At 46.2% G+C, this 16,343-nt stretch carries 15 protein-coding genes and 1 tRNA gene; 7 read left to right on the top strand and 9 right to left on the bottom strand.

Annotated elements, in window-relative coordinates; genetic code table 11:
• Positions 1–26: 26 nt before the first annotated feature.
• Positions 27–914 (bottom strand): DNA-binding response regulator, encoded by an 888-nt coding sequence (locus DS739_RS11460; RefSeq protein WP_006115800.1) that lies wholly within the window; start codon positions 912–914, stop codon positions 27–29.
• The gene (locus tag DS739_RS11455; RefSeq protein WP_006115801.1) at positions 911–4,228 is read right to left on the bottom strand and encodes an ATP-binding protein; all 3,318 of its coding nucleotides are present in this window, start codon (positions 4,226–4,228) and stop codon (positions 911–913) included. The genes DS739_RS11460 and DS739_RS11455 overlap by 4 nt, the downstream gene beginning before the upstream one ends.
• Positions 4,229–4,367: 139 nt before the next feature.
• On the opposite strand from DS739_RS11455, the gene urtA reads away from it, so the two are divergent.
• The 5 genes from urtA to urtE are packed head-to-tail and all read left to right on the top strand — an operon-like array spanning position 4,368 to position 9,912.
• Positions 4,368–5,708, top strand: a complete 1,341-nt coding sequence (gene urtA / locus DS739_RS11450) for an urea ABC transporter substrate-binding protein (RefSeq protein ID WP_006115803.1) — start codon at positions 4,368–4,370, stop codon at positions 5,706–5,708.
• Entirely contained in the window at positions 5,701–7,305 is a 1,605-nt protein-coding gene (gene urtB, locus DS739_RS11445; RefSeq protein WP_035352911.1) for an urea ABC transporter permease subunit UrtB, read from the top strand. The genes urtA and urtB overlap by 8 nt, the downstream gene beginning before the upstream one ends.
• Positions 7,302–8,441: an urea ABC transporter permease subunit UrtC gene (gene urtC / locus DS739_RS11440; protein ID WP_006115806.1), complete on the top strand. Its 1,140-nt coding sequence runs from the start codon at positions 7,302–7,304 to the stop codon at positions 8,439–8,441. Before urtB ends, urtC begins: the two co-directional genes overlap by 4 nt.
• The gene (gene urtD / locus DS739_RS11435) at positions 8,438–9,178 is read left to right on the top strand and encodes an urea ABC transporter ATP-binding protein UrtD (RefSeq protein WP_006115807.1); all 741 of its coding nucleotides are present in this window, start codon (positions 8,438–8,440) and stop codon (positions 9,176–9,178) included. The genes urtC and urtD overlap by 4 nt, the downstream gene beginning before the upstream one ends.
• Positions 9,179–9,216: 38 nt before the next feature.
• Complete coding sequence (gene urtE, locus DS739_RS11430) at positions 9,217–9,912, top strand: urea ABC transporter ATP-binding subunit UrtE (protein WP_006115808.1); 696 nt, start codon at positions 9,217–9,219, stop codon at positions 9,910–9,912.
• Between the two features lie 223 nt (positions 9,913–10,135).
• Here urtE and DS739_RS11425 read toward each other — a convergent pair whose 3' ends face one another.
• The 3 genes from DS739_RS11425 to DS739_RS11415 all read right to left on the bottom strand — a co-directional run bounded on the left by DS739_RS11425 (position 10,136) and on the right by DS739_RS11415 (position 12,232).
• Entirely contained in the window at positions 10,136–11,161 is a 1,026-nt protein-coding gene (locus DS739_RS11425) for a PD-(D/E)XK nuclease family protein (protein WP_006115809.1), read from the bottom strand.
• Between the two features lie 408 nt (positions 11,162–11,569).
• Entirely contained in the window at positions 11,570–11,791 is a 222-nt protein-coding gene (locus DS739_RS14550) for a hypothetical protein (protein WP_050793109.1), read from the bottom strand.
• A 21-nt stretch (positions 11,792–11,812) separates the two neighbouring features.
• Positions 11,813–12,232, bottom strand: a complete 420-nt coding sequence (locus tag DS739_RS11415) for an MFS transporter (protein WP_006115811.1) — start codon at positions 12,230–12,232, stop codon at positions 11,813–11,815.
• Between the two features lie 392 nt (positions 12,233–12,624).
• On the opposite strand from DS739_RS11415, the gene DS739_RS11410 reads away from it, so the two are divergent.
• Positions 12,625–13,557 (top strand): arginase family protein, encoded by a 933-nt coding sequence (locus DS739_RS11410; RefSeq protein WP_006115812.1) that lies wholly within the window; start codon positions 12,625–12,627, stop codon positions 13,555–13,557.
• A gap of 42 nt (positions 13,558–13,599) precedes the next feature.
• Here DS739_RS11410 and DS739_RS11405 read toward each other — a convergent pair whose 3' ends face one another.
• The 3 genes from DS739_RS11405 to DS739_RS11395 form a co-directional block, all read right to left on the bottom strand.
• Positions 13,600–14,517: a LysR family transcriptional regulator gene (locus DS739_RS11405; protein ID WP_006115813.1), complete on the bottom strand. Its 918-nt coding sequence runs from the start codon at positions 14,515–14,517 to the stop codon at positions 13,600–13,602.
• 100 nt (positions 14,518–14,617) lie between these two features.
• Positions 14,618–14,923, bottom strand: a complete 306-nt coding sequence (locus DS739_RS14545) for a tyrosine-type recombinase/integrase (RefSeq protein ID WP_231621237.1) — start codon at positions 14,921–14,923, stop codon at positions 14,618–14,620.
• A gap of 352 nt (positions 14,924–15,275) precedes the next feature.
• Positions 15,276–15,351: transfer RNA gene (locus tag DS739_RS11395), tRNA-Glu, on the bottom strand.
• Between the two features lie 174 nt (positions 15,352–15,525).
• On the opposite strand from DS739_RS11395, the gene DS739_RS14335 reads away from it, so the two are divergent.
• The gene (locus DS739_RS14335; RefSeq protein WP_081461422.1) at positions 15,526–15,882 is read left to right on the top strand and encodes a hypothetical protein; all 357 of its coding nucleotides are present in this window, start codon (positions 15,526–15,528) and stop codon (positions 15,880–15,882) included.
• Positions 15,883–15,890: 8 nt separating this feature from the next.
• On the opposite strand, the gene DS739_RS11385 is transcribed toward DS739_RS14335, so the two are convergent.
• Positions 15,891–16,325, bottom strand: a complete 435-nt coding sequence (locus DS739_RS11385; RefSeq protein ID WP_035353660.1) for a DUF1489 family protein — start codon at positions 16,323–16,325, stop codon at positions 15,891–15,893.
• Positions 16,326–16,343 lie beyond the last annotated feature (18 nt).

The raw sequence follows: 16,343 nt of genomic DNA, 5'->3' as shown, positions 1-16,343 counted from the left end.
TACATTAAAAAATCTAAGGGTCCTGCTTATTGTTGCTGCAGGATCCTGGATGCAGTTGCGGCCGCAGCAGAACGTGTGCTCAAACCTGTTTTATTATAAATCTGTTCAATATGTTTATCTATGGTTCTGGGGCTTACCAGCAAAATATCTGCAATATCACGGCTTGTTTTGCCACGAGAAATCCATAGCAGTACTTCTGCTTCCCGGGCGCTTATATTCAGTGCTTCCTGCAAGGTCTTTTCCGGCAAGAGCGTATGAGAAGAAATTCGGAACAAAAGTTCATCTGTAGATGAAACACCCACAAAGGTGATAAGAACTTCATTTTCACCTACCTGCTTCTGGTCAATCACTTGCCCAGGTGGTGGAAGCGTGGAAAAGCGCCTTAAGATGGCAGGTAAATCGAGTTCATCTTTATCTAAAAGATCTGCCGCTTGGGGTGTGCGCCATAATAGAGCGCCTGCTGAAGTTGCTGCGAACAGAAAGCGACCAGCACTATCCAGTGCAGTTTGAGCGGTTCGAATACGAGCTGCCGCTTCTATATGCACGCTGATACGCGCGAGAGTTTCTTCTAGTCTTAAAGGTTTTGTAACGTAATCAACCGCTCCAGCTTCAAAAGCCCGAAGCACGTGTTCTGTTTCTGTTAAACCCGTCATGAATATTAGTGGGATAGATGAAAGGTGATAGTCCTGATGCAGTGTTTCGCATACTTCCCACCCTGTCATGCCGGGCATAAGAGCATCCACAAGGATAAGATCGGGCACTGTGTGTGCCACAACTTCTAGGGCGGAAGTTCCAGACTGTGCCAAAAGTACAGAATACCCATTATCAGAGAGTGTTTCATCCATCATGCCCAGAACAGATGGGTCATCATCAACGATTAGAATGGTACGACGTTGGGGGGATGAGCTTTTCATGCCTCGTCCTGCTCCAGTTGGATGCGAAGTGCTTCCAGTTGATAGGTGGCAGCCATTTTTGCCAGTGGGGCAATCATATCCCGTAACATAGGCTTTTCTGATTGCAGAGAGGCTAATCTTTCTCGCACTTGTTTTAGGTTGCCTCTATTCAAAGCAGCTAGCAAATAAAGACGTTCTTTTTCTGGTAAATGGTCAGCAGGTTTCTGAAATTCAGTTTGTTTTGTTTGAGTTCTTATCTCAGAATCTGGAAAGATCCATGATAAAGAAAGAACCTTTCCGACTTCCTGAATGAGGATTGAAAGATTAACCGGTTTTCCAATAACAGGACAATCCTCCAAGGAAGTCACATGCCGGTTGGCACTTTCTACAAGGTTGCCAGTTAGAAACATGATGGGAATATGGGTTGCAGAAGTTTGTCGAATACGCAACGCAAGTTCGCGCCCATCCATTTCAGGCATAGTCAGGTCAAGTAACAATAAATCTGGGCATGCAAGATCAAGACAGTCCAGACATTCCCGTCCATTTTCAAAATCTCGTACATTGAAGCCGCAGCGCTCAAGGAGTTCCCGCATAATCTGGCGGTGGCTGGAGCTATCATCGACAATACCGATTGTACGTTTTGGCCCTTCATATCCGATGGGAAAAGCCGGCAGGATCGGTGAAAGTTGAATATCTTTATCTGGCAACATAAGGCGTAATTTAAAGCAAGACCCTTTGCCCATTGTGCTGGTAAAGGTCAATTCTCCCCCCATCACTTCTGTTAAAAGTTTAGTGATAGTAAGCCCAAGCCCAGTGCCGGGAATATTGGCTGTTGCGGTTGCCCGTTCAAAAGGATCAAAAATACGTTCTTGATCTTCTATGGCAATTCCGGAACCTGTATCTTCTACAGTAAATTCAGCAATTTGTGCATGCCAGCGGGCAGAAAAAGTAACAGAACCCTGTTGTGTATATTTAATTGCATTTGAAAGCAGGTTGAGCAGAACTTGCCTGAGGCGATGCTCATCGCATGTTACAACAGATGGTAAAAACTGGGGCTTCCAGTAGAATTTTAGCCCTTTTGCCTGTGCTTGTGGGCGCATCATCTGAGCGACAGATTCTAAAAAAGCTGCAAGTGGGATTGTGTCAGAATGTAATTCAATGCGTCCTGCTTCAATCCGCGAAATATCAAGCAGGCCGGAAAGAATGCTTGTGATATGATCTCCGCTTTCCCGCATGATACTGAGTGTTTTCTGCCGTTCTGGAGGCATGCGTGCATCATGCTGTAAAAGCTGGATATACCCCATGATTGCATTTAAAGGAGAGCGGATTTCGTGGCTGATACCGCTAATGTAGCGCGTTTTTGCCAAGCTGGCAGCTTCTGCTTTTTCACGTGCATTTTGTAATGCCTGATCCATACGCATACGTGCACGTATCTCGTTCATCAATAGGCGTGTTTGATGCAGTGTTTCCCGTGTCGCCGTTTTACGGCCTTCCTGCGCCATAACTAAAAGCCATGCGCCTATAACGCAGGCCAGAAACACAGTGAGCAATGTGCCATCAAACGGCAGCCCGGTTTTGTGTGCAAGAAACCCAAGCACAAAAATAATACAGATAAGAAGGCATACAAATCGCCCACCGGGAGAAACAAGAATGCGCCTAAGTTTAGAAGGTAAGGTACGCAATGGGGCAGTGAGTTGGTATGAAAGGTGAGTTGCAATAGGTTTGCAACGATCATGACATCGCCCGTCAAGCGAGCAACATAGGGAACAAATGGTACCCCCATATGCTGGGCAGGATGTCATGTCTTCGGCTTCAAACTCATGCTCACAGATCACGCAGCGCATAACCGGCTGGGTATTCCATTCTGCGGGCTGTTTGCGTGCCGTGTAAGTGCGTCCATGGGTAAGATAAGCCAGAAGAGGCGTTGTGCCACAGGCAACAAAGAGTGTTAGAAATGGTGCAAAAGCAGCGGCATACACCCCTAGTAAATCAGACATGGCAAGGGTGCCAATGCCTGCTCCTAAAGCCCAAGCGCCAATGCCAACAATATTGAGATCCGGCAGCAATGAGCGCTTAAATTCTATTTCTGATGGGCAAAGCTTTAAAGGTTTGCAAATGGTCACATCCCCAAGGATAACACCAATCCATGCGCATGCCAGAACGGCATAAAAGATGATACCTGTTTGGATTGTGTTTACCAATCCAGCTTCCATAAGAATCAGGGCAATGGTAATATTAAAAAGAACGTAAAAGACCCGCCCAGGATGAGAATGTGTAAGTCGGGAGAAAAAGTTCGACCAAGCGAGAGATCCTGCATACGCATTTGTAATATTGATTTTGATTTGAGACACAGCCACCAAAGCGATCGTAAGGGTTGTAGCAAGCGCTGGGGGCGTAAAACTGCTCCATGCTAAATGATACATCAAACCAGGTTGTGTGGCCTGCAAAGGTGCAAAACCTGCACGTAAAGCAACCCATCCAAGAAATGATCCGGCAAGAAGCTTGGCTGCATCCAGAACAATCCATGCTGGGCCACCTAAAATCAGAGCACTCCACCATTGCCGTTTGTTCTGTGCCGTAAGTGGAGGAAGAAAGCGCAAGAAATCAATCTGTTCTGCACTTTGGCAAACCAGAACGATCATAACAGAAGCTGCACTGCCAATAGCGAGAGTATCAATTCCTGATGTGTGTTGCACCAGCCCAGAAAAATGTGTCCACTCAGCTAACCAAAGTGGGTGTTGTATAATAAGTATGGATAACGGTAGAAGGTTAAGAAAAAACCATATAGGGAATGTAATAATCTGAAATTTTGCAATAAATGTTATACCTCGTGCAACCAGTGGGATGATAACTACCGCACATGCAAGATAGGCAAGCCATAATGGAATATTGAGAAGAATGTGTAAGGTGCCCGCCAGAATGGCAGCTTCTAAGCCGAAAAAGATAAATGTAAAACTGGCGTAAATTAACGATGTAACAGTTGATCCAATATAACCAAAGCCTGTTCCGCGCGTTAAAAGATCTACATCTAGGCCAGCTTTTGCAGCCGTTGCACATAACGGTAGAGTGATACAAAAAATAAGAACCGTTACAAATGTAATGGCAATAGCTGTGTTGGTGAAGCCAAAAGCAAGTGTAAGTGTACCCCCGATAGCTTCTAGTGCCAGAAACGAGATAGACCCCAAGGCAGTAAAAGCTGCGCGCATGGGGGTGGCAGTTCGGGCGCTTCGGGCTGTAAAGCGCAGTGCATAATCTTCAAAAGTCTGGTCTGCTGCCCAGCGATTATATGCCCTGCGAGTACGCACGATACGCAGGTGGCTGGTATCATGAGGCAAAAGCGGATTCCTGATCTTCTGGATATCTTGTTATAGTATCGTAACATAGAGCCGTATGGGGCTATACGCAATCATGCGTATAGGAAAATACACCATGATGCGCTGACGTAGGGTTTAGCAGCAACTGGAGTGCTTTCTTATGTCCGACATCTTGCCAAAATTTTCCCGTCGTGCGTTTGGGCGCCTAGCCCTGGCATCATCAGTTGCAGCCATAGGCGCAGCATATCGGCCAGGCCAGGCCTTGGCAGCAGCTCCCACCGGGCAACCCATTAAAGTGGGTATTTTGCATTCCCTTTCAGGGACAATGGCTATTAGTGAAACAACACTAAAAGATGTCATGCTCATGCTGATTGCGGAGCAAAACCGCAAAGGTGGTTTGCTGGGGCGTCCTTTGGAGCCAGTGATAGTAGATCCGGCATCAAACTGGCCGCTATTTGCTGAAAAGGCCCGTCAGCTTCTTTCTGTTGATAAAGTAGATGCTGTGTTTGGGTGCTGGACCAGTGTTTCCCGTAAATCTGTGTTGCCGGTGTTTGAAGAACTCAACGGTATTCTGTTCTATCCGGTGCAGTATGAAGGGCAGGAATGTAGCCGTAATATTTTCTACACAGGTGCTGCGCCTAATCAGCAAGCTATTCCGGCGGTAGATTATCTGTTGAGCGAAGAGGGCGGTAACGCCAAACGTTTTGCTTTAGTTGGCACAGATTATGTTTATCCTCGGACCACAAACCAGATTCTTGCCAATTACCTGAAGTCCAAAGGCATTAAGGACGAAGATATTATGGTGAATTATACACCATTCGGGCAATCTGATTGGCAGACCATTGTTTCGCAAATTAAGGCGTTTGGAGCGGCTGGCAAAAAAACTGCTGTTGTGTCCACTATTAATGGTGATGCCAACGTTCCTTTTTATAAGGAGCTGGGTAACCAAGGTGTGTCTGCAACAGATATTCCGGTAATGGCATTTAGCGTAGGTGAGGAAGAGCTGGCAGGTATGGACACAACCTCATTGGTTGGGCAACTTGCCGCATGGAACTATTTTGAAAGCATTGATACGCCAGAAAATAAGTTATTTATCAAGCAATGGCATGAATTTACAAAAAATCCAAAACGCACAACAAATGACCCAATGGAAGCCCATTATATTGGCTTTAATATGTGGGTACAGGCCGTAACCAAAGCAGGCACTACAGATCATGATAAAGTTATAGATACCATGATAGGTATTCGCCAACCTAATCTTACGGGTGGTGTAGCGCAAATGCTACCTAATCATCATCTCACAAAGCCTGTATATATTGGTGAAATTCAGGAAGATGGTCAGTTTAGTGTTGTTTGGAAAACACCCAGCACACTAGCTGGGCAGGCTTGGTCTCCGTGGGTGCCAGAAACTAAAAATCTGATCGGAGACTGGAGCAAGCCAATTTCGTGTGGGAATTATAATACAGCCACTAAAACGTGTATTGGTAAAAAGCATGCGTAGGTTCAGCCAGTTTCTGTGGGCTGGTGCTGTCTGTTTACTGCTTGCATTTTCAGGAATGCGAGTGGCAGCAGCAGACGAATTTTCAGGTTTGGAAAGTGGCCAGTTTAATACCATAGCTGATACGGTTTCGGCTATGGTGGCTTCTGGTAATCCGCAAGCTGGAGCGGTTATAGATGCCTTGGAAAAACGGCATCTAGTTTATTCTCCTGCGGGTGGGGTTTTTATTCGGGCTGGCACAACCTATGTTGATGCCCGAACCGGTCAGTCTGTACAAAATATACCAGCCGATCTTAAACCTGTGCGGATGAATAATCATGTTCGCCAGGTTTTGGCGAGCGCAACTGCAGAACTGGAATTGCTTTCTCCAGAAGATGCAGTGCGTTTAAAAGCCGCAACTCAAATGTATGCGCAGCATAATCCTGCCATGTTGCCGGTTATTTATCATGCTCTGGAGCGTGAAAAGAACAGTCATGTTCGGTTGAAACTTGAACAGGCAAATGCGGCGACAATGTTGGCACAACCTGTGCAACCAGGGCAGGAGGCTACACGTTTGGCTGCTGTAAAAACGCTTGGTTCAGCAGGAGATCTGGAAGCACGCGGCTTACTTGCTGTTGTAGCTGCATCTGATCATGAAACAGTGGAAGTGCGGAAGGCAGCGGCAAAAACTGTTTCCAGCATAGATTTGAAACAGCGTGTATGGAGCGTATTGCAAAATGCCTTTTACGGGCTGAGCTATGGGTCTGTATTGCTTTTGGCTGCAACTGGGCTTGCCATTACATTTGGCGTTATGGGTGTGATCAACATGGCTCATGGTGAGCTGATGATGATTGGCGCCTATACAACATGGCTGGTGCAGCAGGGTATTCGGGCAACCGTTCCGTGGCTAGAGCCTGTTTCCCTTTTAGTGGCAATTCCTGTTGCGTTCTGTGTGTGTGGTTTGCTGGGTATTCTTATCGAACGCGGTTTGATCCGCTTTTTGTATGGCAGACCGCTGGAAACTCTGTTGGCAACATGGGGGCTTTCTCTCATTCTTCAGCAGGCTATTCGGTCTATTTTCGGGCCTACCAATATCGCGGTTATAACACCTGCGTGGCTTTCTGGATCATGGATGCTTGGGAGTGTGGATATTACTTTAAACAGATTGGCAATTTTTGTTTTTGCCTTTTTGGTTCTGGGCGCGCTTATGCTGGTTATGCGCAAAACATCACTTGGCTTGGAAATGCGTGCCGTTACACAAAACCGCCGTATGGCAGCGTTGATGGGGATACGTACACCGCGTGTAGATGCGTTGGCTTTTGGGCTGGGGGCTGGCCTTGCTGGGTTGGCCGGGGTGGCTGTAAGCCAGATTGATAATGTAAGCCCTAACTTAGGCCAGTCTTACATTATTGATAGCTTTATGGTGGTGGTATTTGGTGGTGTTGGTAATCTGTGGGGCACATTAGCTGCGGCCATGACACTTGGTATGGGTGGAAAAATACTGGAACCCACTATTGGGGCTGTATCAGCTAAAATTGCCATTCTTGTTCTGGTTATTCTCTATATTCAGCGGCATCCGAGAGGTATGTTCCCTGTGCGTGGTCGGGGGGTAGAGTCATGAACGCGCTGTCACCTTCAACCACAAAGTCTTTCCCCGGCGCCATACGTATGGCTGCAGTGACATTTGCGGTTACGATTGTGTTGGCGGGTGCAAGTTTACTTCCAGAAGCAAATCCACTCCATGTTTCAGCCTTTGTTGTTTCATTGGCAGGCAAGTATTTGGCATATGCTATCCTTGCTTTATCTGTTGATCTTGTATGGGGTTTTGCAGGTATTCTTACATTGGGGCATGCAGCATTTTTTGCATTGGGTGGTTATGCCATGGGCATGTACCTCATGCGGGAAATTGGCACCCGTGGCGTTTATGGTAATCCCAATTTGCCAGATTTTATGATCTTTTTATCGTGGAAGTCACTTCCATGGTACTGGTGGGGGAGTGATCATTTTGCATGGGTGATGTTACTGGTACTGATAGTGCCGGGTATTCTGGCTGGTGTATTTGGCTGGTTAGCATTTCGCTCTCGTGTTTCGGGTGTTTATCTTTCCATTATCACGCAGGCTCTAACATATGCTTTGATGTTGGCATTTTTTCAGAATGGTTTAGGCTTTGGCGGCAATAATGGCCTAACAGATTTTAAGGATATTTTAGGGGCGGATTTGCATTCACCTCTTACACGCGCAGTACTTTTAGTGGTTACTGGGGCTGTGTTGGCAGGGTGTTTGCTGCTCTCTCGGTGGCTTGTATCGGGCAGATTTGGTTATCTGCTGGTGGCTGTAAGAGATGCAGAAAACCGCACGCGTTTTTTAGGATACCGTCCAGAACAGGCCAAGCTGCTGATATGGGTTTTTTCGGCCATGGTAGCGGGCATTGGCGGCGCTCTTTATGTAACACAGGTGGGTATTATCAACCCTGGTGAGTTTGCGCCTGCTAATTCTATTGAGTCTGTTATCTGGGTTGCCGTGGGTGGGCGTGGTACATTGTCAGGGTCTGTGCTTGGGGCTGTATTGGTAAATTGCGGTAAAACACTTTTTACCGCATGGTTGCCAGAGTTTTGGCTTTATGGGCTTGGTTTGCTCTTTCTTGTTACCACCCTTTTTCTCCCTCAGGGCCTTATGGGGTTGCGGCATCATCTTGTCAAAAAGCAGCCGGAGGAAGTTACGCCTGAAGTCTCTAACCCGGAAGGAGAAGAGGCGTGAGTCAAACAGCTTTGCTGGAAATGCGTGATGTTAGCGTAGCTTTTGATGGTTTCCGGGCTATTAATGGATTGAACCTTACGCTGCATCCAGGGGAAATGCGGGCAATTATTGGCCCAAATGGTGCAGGCAAAACGACGATGATGGATATCATCACGGGAAAGACGCGTCCAGATACAGGCACAGTTCGGTTTTGTGGAGGTGATTTGACCAAACTGGATGAACCAGCAATCGCTCGTTTAGGAATTGGCCGCAAATTTCAAAAACCAACAGTGTTCGAAGCGTTAACTGTGCAAGAAAACCTATTGCTTTCTTTAAGTGGTATTCGTGCACCGTTTTCTGTTTTGCTTGCGCGTTTTTCAGGTAAAGAACAGGAGCGCATAGACCAGATTCTGGAAACGACCCGTTTGAAAGATCATGCTGCCCGGCAGGCTGGTGGGATGAGCCACGGGCAGAAGCAGTGGCTGGAAATAGGCATGCTGTTAGGGCAGGAGCCAGACTTGCTTTTGGTAGATGAACCCGTAGCGGGCATGACAGATGCAGAAACCATGGCAACCGCAGAGTTGCTCCGAGAGATCAACCAAACACGTAGTGTGGTCGTTGTAGAACACGACATGGATTTTGTGCGTGCATTAGGGGTGACAGTAACGGTGTTGCATGAAGGATCTGTTCTGGCGGAAGGTAATTTGGAAGATGTTAGTCATGATCCAAGAGTTATTGAGGTTTATCTTGGACGCTAAAATGTTGAACCGTAAATGCAGAAAAGGAGAATGTCCTTATGCTTAGGGTTGAGGATGTGCATCTGCATTATGGGGCTGCCATTGCTTTGCGAGGTATTTCTTTAGAAGCATGCGCAGGCAAGGTTACATGTGTGCTGGGGCGTAATGGGGTTGGTAAAACCAGCCTTATGCGTGCCATTACAGGTATGCATGCTGTCAGTTCAGGTAAGATTGTATGGGAGGGAGAGGATATCACAAGCCTTTCCGCTTATGAACGTGCAAGGCGGGGCATTGCGACAGTGCCGCAGGGGCGCGATATTTTTCCTTTGCTGAGTGTGCGTGAAAATCTTGAAACCGGGTATGGTCTTCTAAAACGGCGAGACAGAAAAATACCAGACGAAGTTTTTGAACTGTTCCCTGTTTTGGGAAAAATGCTTAATCGACGTGGAGGTGACCTATCGGGCGGGCAGCAACAGCAGTTGGCTATTGCACGTGCCCTTATTATCCGCCCTCGGCTTTTGGTGTTGGATGAACCAACAGAAGGTATTCAACCCAATATTATCAAGGACATTGGCACTATTATCTCTATGTTGCGAGATCGTGGAGACATGGCCATTGTGTTGGTAGAACAATACTTTGATTTTGCATTTAATCTTGCTGATACCGTAGAGGTTATGGATAGAGGTAAAATTATACTTTCTGGGCAAGTTGCAGAAATGGATGCAGAAGAAGTGCGCGCCAACATTGCGATTTGAGGGAGTGGAACTTTAAGAAAATCCTCTGCAAGCGTTACGAAAAACGTGGTGTTCTGTACGGGCTTCAAACCCGTTTGCCTTAAGTGGCAGAGGGTTCACTTCGTGGGTAAACCCGTGGGGTAATCAAGATAATTCGTTAAATTATTATGAGATTTTACAGGAGGCAGAAAATAGCCCCCTGTAAATTTCTGATTTTTTACAAAAGATAAATGGAATACTTTTCTTACTTATTATCAGCAAAAGTTAAATCACTACGGGCCTTATCAATTACTGCCATTGCTTTACGTAGGAAAGTCACCGTGGCATCAAAATCAATGAGCTTATTTTTATCGAGTTGTATCCAGTTGCTTTCCGAACTGACAAGGGCTGCTGTCATAGAACGTCCATTTCCGCGCCTTACTGGAGGAGTTATTGTTATATCGCTCTCTTTGTTTGCGGCTTTAAGCGTTTTTAACCATCTGTTTCTAACAGACGATCGGGCGGCTGGTAGGTGTTTTTCTGTCCAGCAGCCTAATTTCATGACAAGAGATTTTTCTTCTATTTGCAAGTAGGTTTGCCAGCCAGACCAAGCCCCAAAATGCCACCAAGCTCCCATAAATCCGCCTTGTGCATTGGCAACATATCCCCAATTAAGATCCGGAAAAACTTCTTGAAGAGAGAGAAAAAAACCTTGCCAAGAATAACGGGACCAGTCGTTAGGATGAAGGTGGAGAAAACTTTGCGTTTCTTTTTCACGAAAATCAAGCAACGATAAAAAATCATTGAATATATTGTTTTCTAACCCACTTTCTTTAATTTTTATTAAAACATTCAAAAAATCCCTTCTCAAAAGAAGGTTGTATCCAGACTTTTTTGCTTTTTTATAATTCGATTGATTTCCTGTTTTGCAAAAAATCGGTAAGATTTTCCGGTTGGGGTAACGGGCTTGGATTGCAGTTTTATAGCGATCTAATTGGTTACCATGTTCGGCAGTATCAGTTTTATCTTCGATAAGAAGAATGAGATTTTTGCCAATTTCAGCAACAATGTCCGCTGAATCAAGTTGTTTTTTAACAACGATATTTTCACTTGAAATGGGGTTCTCTTTGCTTAATTCAAGTAAGTAATTAACAAATATTTTCCCTGCATTATGCATTTTAAGGTCTTTGCTTGCACATGAGCTATCAGCCCAACTTAACAGCCAGCAAATAAAAGCATCTTGTGATAACTCTGATGTTGCCCAGCGGAATAAATTAGTATTATCAAACATAGGGTATTAATCCTCATAAAGATGTTCATTTTGTGTAAATGCAATAAGTAATGCATGTTTACATTTTATGGTGTTCTATCGTTTTTGGTGAACATACGGTAGCAGAATGTTATTCTTTTCTTCTTTGTTTTTTTACTCTCCTAAATGAGATCATAAAAAGTGTTTAATGGTTCAATGCGCCAGAAATGGTCGTAGCTTTGTGATGTTGGAATGCTGCTTCTAGCATTTCGCAGAGTTTTTCCCGAAGAGAGTGGGGTTCAACAATTTCGACTGTGTTGCCCAAGTGAAAAGGTGATTTGCTATCTCAAGTGATCCGCTTGCTACAAATTGAATGATGACACTTCCATCAGAGTGCAACGTGGTTGTTTGATTGTGGTGAAACAGAAAACGGGAAGCATCATAAGCAGCTTAGGGTTTAAAACGGAGAATAATTTTTTGAGGTTTCTCTTGGAAAACCCCGAAAGATTGAGCTGCAAAAACGGTAGCGATCATAACGATACTTTTCCGTGCGTCGAGTATCCAGACGAATGCTTTGAAGTCAGTGAGCCGGACATGGCTTTTCGCTGGAACAGTTGGAAGTATTCTCCACTGCATGACTAAAGCGGCAATGGCGATGATTGCGGCGGCCACAAATGCACCACACCAGGATGATTATTCGGCTACAAGAGATCCCATTGGAACCTCAAGGATCATGGCTGCCCTGACCCTTGCAAAAACAGCCGCGGCTGCCTTATGCGTCTTTTCCTTGGCACCGAGTTCTACTGCGACAGAAAGGCCCATCGCCCAGAATGCACCAAGACTGATACCGACCAGTGCCCGGCTAAGCAGTATCACTGCAAATGTCGGTGCCATGATGGCAATCAGGCAACCTGCGAGCAGAATAAGGGAGAGCCATAAAACAATCCTGCGACAATCTATGAGCCCTGAAAAAAGCATGACCTCAGGAGCGGAACGTGCTGCCATCATTCCAGGAACTGTCATGGTAAGCCCCGCCGTTCCGGAACTTACAGGAAATGTTGTCGAAATATCAGGCAGGATACCTACAGGAAGAAATTCAGTGGTGACTGACACAAATTATCCCAACGCCAGAGACAGGATGGCCAGTTTCTGGCGACCAGAAGAAAGCTCCCGAGAAATCAAATGCTGCATGATGAGAGAATTTTTGTTGAAATTTCAGGTTGGAAAATAGATTCTATGATGTCGCATTAAACATACAAACAAAAAATAAATGAGTATTTACTAAACATGAAGTAATTATATTCATTTATAGTAACCATTTCTATATGAACTTAGATAGGGCCAATCCACACGACGTCGATACAGTTTTGGCCTTTTTTAGAGATTTTCCTGTCTTAAAATCGAAGGGGCTGCATGACTATAGCGTTTTTTATCAAAATGTTTGTGAGTAAATTTCAGTAATAAATATCTATTAATTCTATATTTCTCATGAAATACTTTATTGTATGAAGCGGTTTGGAAAATCTCGGATTTTTTACGAAAGAAGAAAGATAATCGCCCTCACATCTGGCGCGATGGCGAGTTGTCTGATCGGTGCCGAGGCATACCGCGTGCACTTACCTGACAGGAGGTCTTCCATGGCGGATCAGAATTCCCAAACTTTGAGACTTATTTTCCCTCAGTGGCAGGGCGGAGATAATCCTCCCTATTATCTGGGGTCAAAACTTCTAGCCTGGCTGGCTCCTCCTTCTGCTGGACCTGTTGAGGAAGTTCCGGTTGACGCTCCGACAGACGTCCCTCTGCCAGTCGAGAATGAAATGCGTGGACGCAGTGTTTTGCTGAAACAAATTGGAGAAGCCCGGACAATCATTGAACGTCATCAACCGAAGTCACTGGCGGTTCTCTGGATTGATACCCATCCAGACGTTCAGACCCCAAAGCAGTATATGAACGCACATGCACACGTTCTGGGGGCTCTGTTAGGCCATGGCGATCCCGACCTGACAAAGGCAGTGACAAAGCCGGTTCCTGCAAAGAATGTGATGATTGCGGGCATTCATGATCCACTTCCGTTCGAAGCCCAGTTCATTGCGGATCATGGATTGCGGACATGTTCACCTCAGCAGGTGCGTGATGGTGCACAGCCGGTTATGGAATGGCTAAAAGACAGTCAGATTGAAGTGCTTGCTATTCATCTGGATCTTGATGTGCTGGATCCGCATAACTTCCGTTCTCTGCTTTTTGCAAAACCGGGTCGTGGCAAGCATGATTTTGGAGACGTTGCTGAGGGAAAACTCAACATTCCTGATGTTCTGAAACTGATTCAGGAAGTGACGACTGAAAAAGAAGTGGTCGGTATGACAATTGCCGAGCACATGCCTTGGGATGCCCTAAATCTGCAGGAAATGCTTAAACAGCTTCCTCTTATCGGCAGTTAAACCTTCGCGCCAGAAAGCCTGTATTCTTAAGAGCAGGCTTTCTCATTTTAATTTCATTTCCTCGACGAACAGCGACAGAGGCATCGAATGGCGATGGTGTCGGGGGTAGAAGAGATGAAACCCCAGATGCGTCGGACAGAAGGGTTCCAGAACTGATATCAGTTTGCCATTCTGGATGTGTTCTTCTGTAACAATTTTAGGAATGTAGGCGAGACCAATACCGTCCAGACAGGCATCGCGCGCACCGAACACGTTGTTGCAGATAAATTGACCGACAGGCTGAAACTTCAGGTCTTTTCCTTTCTGTCTGAAACGCCACGGATAAATCTTTCCATGGGTGGGTAGACGAACACCGATACAGTTGTGCTCTTGCAGACGGACAGGGGTTTTGGGGATGGCATGGTTTTTGAAATAGGTCGGAGACCCAACAACCGCAAATGGGATGTCAGGGGATACAGGCACTGAAATCATCCCCTGTGTCACCAGTTCTCCAAGGCGCACGCCCGCATCGAAACCTTCATCCACAATATCAATCAGGCGCAAATCCGTTGAGATTTCAAGGGAGATTTCCGGGTAATTCTTTAGAAAATCTGCAATACGAGGTCGAAGAAAGAAGTCCAGAGATTCATCTGTCACGGTGATCCGAAGATTGCCTCTGGGACATTTGCGGAATTCGTCAAGGCTGCTCATTCGGTTCTCGATTTCGTCGAAAAGCGGCTGAATATTTTGTAGCAGATAGTCTCCCGCAGGCGTGGGAACGACACGACGTGTTGTTCTCGTCAGAAGAGTGACGCCTAGTCGTTCCTCCAGAAGACGCATGGTGTGGCTTATTGCAGAGGGCGTGACACCTCTGCGGGCCGCCGCCTTTGTAAAGCTCCGTTCTTGGGCAACTGCCAGAAAAGAAAGCAGTTCGCTAAAATTTTCTCGTGACACTTGCTGGCCTGAACTCTGTTTTATCACTTAATCATCAATGATGATCTTAACGATAAATGCTTTTGGAATCATAGTTTAGGCTTTTTTTAAACGTGCTCTGGTTACCTTTGATTATCCTGACAGGCAGCTAGCGTGTTTTGTTTGCGATATCTCCGGGCACGGGCTGGTAGTAGCGATTGAGTGACTTCAGATCGCGATGGCCCGTGAGCTGGGGCAGTACAATCGGGTTCAGATAGCGGGCCAACCGCGATGTGGCTTCATGACGTGAATCATGAAAGGTCAAATCCTGAATTCCGGCTTGCCGGGTCATGAGACCGAACAGGACAGAAAAGATTTTTCTCTCTCCCACCGAAAAGACAATGTCTTTTCGGTCAGGTAATTTTTCCATGGTGGCCCGCTTTTTCGTGAGAACGCGTTGTGCGCCCTTGGTCATAGGGCGGATTTCGGGATCAAGTTCTTCTTTGTGTCTGTCACTCTTCACGTGAGCGAGGGAAGGTCTGCCTGTGGAAGTCTATATCCTGCCAGCGCAAACTGAAGGATTCCCCTAAGCGGCTGCCTTGTTCAATCGACCACCTGATGAGCCACACCATATCTGGGTAATGCTTGAAAACCTCGTCTGGTCGAGAAGCAGCTTCGCAGGAGTTCATCATCCTGCGGGCCTGATATTGGTTGGGGCCACGATACCAGACGCCCTTGGGTAACAGCTTTCCTCTCCCAGTTTGGCAAGGGATTGGCTCAAAAATCAACGATTTTCAGATTAACCTGCTGCAAGTCCTTGAAAAACTTGGCGTCCCGTACGGGATTCGAACCCGTGTTGCCGCCGTGAAAGGGCGGTGTCCTAGGCCTCTAGACGAACGGGACAAGAGGCTGTGTTGAGGCGCTTTGTAGAGATATTGCTGAGGGGCGTCAAGGCAGGAAATAGACTTTTACGGAGGTTTTTGAAAAAATCATCATTCCATCATATGCCAGCATATTGCCAAAGGGTCATTCTAGTTCAATTGGCATGCATAAGTACCAATTGAGGATAGCAAACACATGCAAGCCAAGCATTTTATAAAAGGTCTTATGGTTTTCTGTCTTGGGTTCCCAACAGCCGTATTGGCGCAAAGCATCGCGCATAATATTGCGGCCTGTCAGCTTTCTGATGGTCATCCTGTATTTTGTGGCCTGCCCTTTACAGGGGACGCTGTGCTGCCTTTAACGTCGGAAAACGGCAGATATTATAGATGTTCAGTTACAGTAGGAAATGCCACATTCTGTAAGGCGCCCTATACAGGTAATGCCGTAGTTCAACAGCTCAATGGCCAGTATGCATCTTGCCTGATTGAATTGGGAGAGGTGAAATTTTGTAGTCTTCCCTACACTGGCCGTGCTGTTATTCGTGGTTGGTAGGGAATATTTTAGAGGCCAAGCTCTAACAGTTTTTTCTGCAGAGAAAGAGGCAGGCCTACGGCGTGCGTTGGAGTGCCCTGCAAATCAGTGGGTGCATCTTGGCTTTGCAGATAGCGCCATCCCTGAAAGGGCCGTATGGCTCGGGGTTGTACGGGAATAATCTTGGGAGAAAGCAAGATAAGTGTGCCTTGTGTGCCGTCCGCCCGTGTTGTGGTTTGAATATCCATAATGGGCTGTCGGCATAGAATAAGCCCGTTGATGACGCGGTACAGTGAACCACCATCCAGAAGGGCATCTTTTTGTTTGGGAAAAGAGCGTGTGTGCACTACCGGTAAAGGAACATCATAATCTGGATGAGCATAGGTATTGAAGGGCTGTTTCAGCCGTTCAGTCAGATCTTCGAGTGATTCAACACCCACAGCCAGCTTGATCAGATTAAGCATTTTTCCAATGTAGTGCGT

Origin of the sequence: Acetobacter sp. JWB, from assembly GCF_003323795.1 — a bacterium.
Classification (GTDB): domain Bacteria; phylum Pseudomonadota; class Alphaproteobacteria; order Acetobacterales; family Acetobacteraceae; genus Acetobacter; species Acetobacter oryzifermentans.
The sequence above is the reverse complement of the archived record's forward strand: the minus strand, read 5'-3'. Positions and strand labels throughout refer to the sequence as shown.

Coding starts and splice junctions, on each gene's coding strand:
- DS739_RS11385 (WP_035353660.1), bottom strand. CDS start 16,325: ATGCTTAATCTGATCAAGCTGGCTGTGGGTGTTGAATCACTCGAAGAT.
- DS739_RS11460 (WP_006115800.1), bottom strand. CDS start 914: ATGAAAAGCTCATCCCCCCAACGTCGTACCATTCTAATCGTTGATGAT.
- urtB (WP_035352911.1), top strand. CDS start 5,701: ATGCGTAGGTTCAGCCAGTTTCTGTGGGCTGGTGCTGTCTGTTTACTG.
- urtC (WP_006115806.1), top strand. CDS start 7,302: ATGAACGCGCTGTCACCTTCAACCACAAAGTCTTTCCCCGGCGCCATA.
- DS739_RS14545 (WP_231621237.1), bottom strand. CDS start 14,923: ATGACCAAGGGCGCACAACGCGTTCTCACGAAAAAGCGGGCCACCATG.
- DS739_RS11410 (WP_006115812.1), top strand. CDS start 12,625: ATGAAGCGGTTTGGAAAATCTCGGATTTTTTACGAAAGAAGAAAGATA.
- DS739_RS11425 (WP_006115809.1), bottom strand. CDS start 11,161: ATGTTTGATAATACTAATTTATTCCGCTGGGCAACATCAGAGTTATCA.
- urtE (WP_006115808.1), top strand. CDS start 9,217: ATGCTTAGGGTTGAGGATGTGCATCTGCATTATGGGGCTGCCATTGCT.
- DS739_RS14335 (WP_081461422.1), top strand. CDS start 15,526: ATGCAAGCCAAGCATTTTATAAAAGGTCTTATGGTTTTCTGTCTTGGG.
- urtA (WP_006115803.1), top strand. CDS start 4,368: ATGTCCGACATCTTGCCAAAATTTTCCCGTCGTGCGTTTGGGCGCCTA.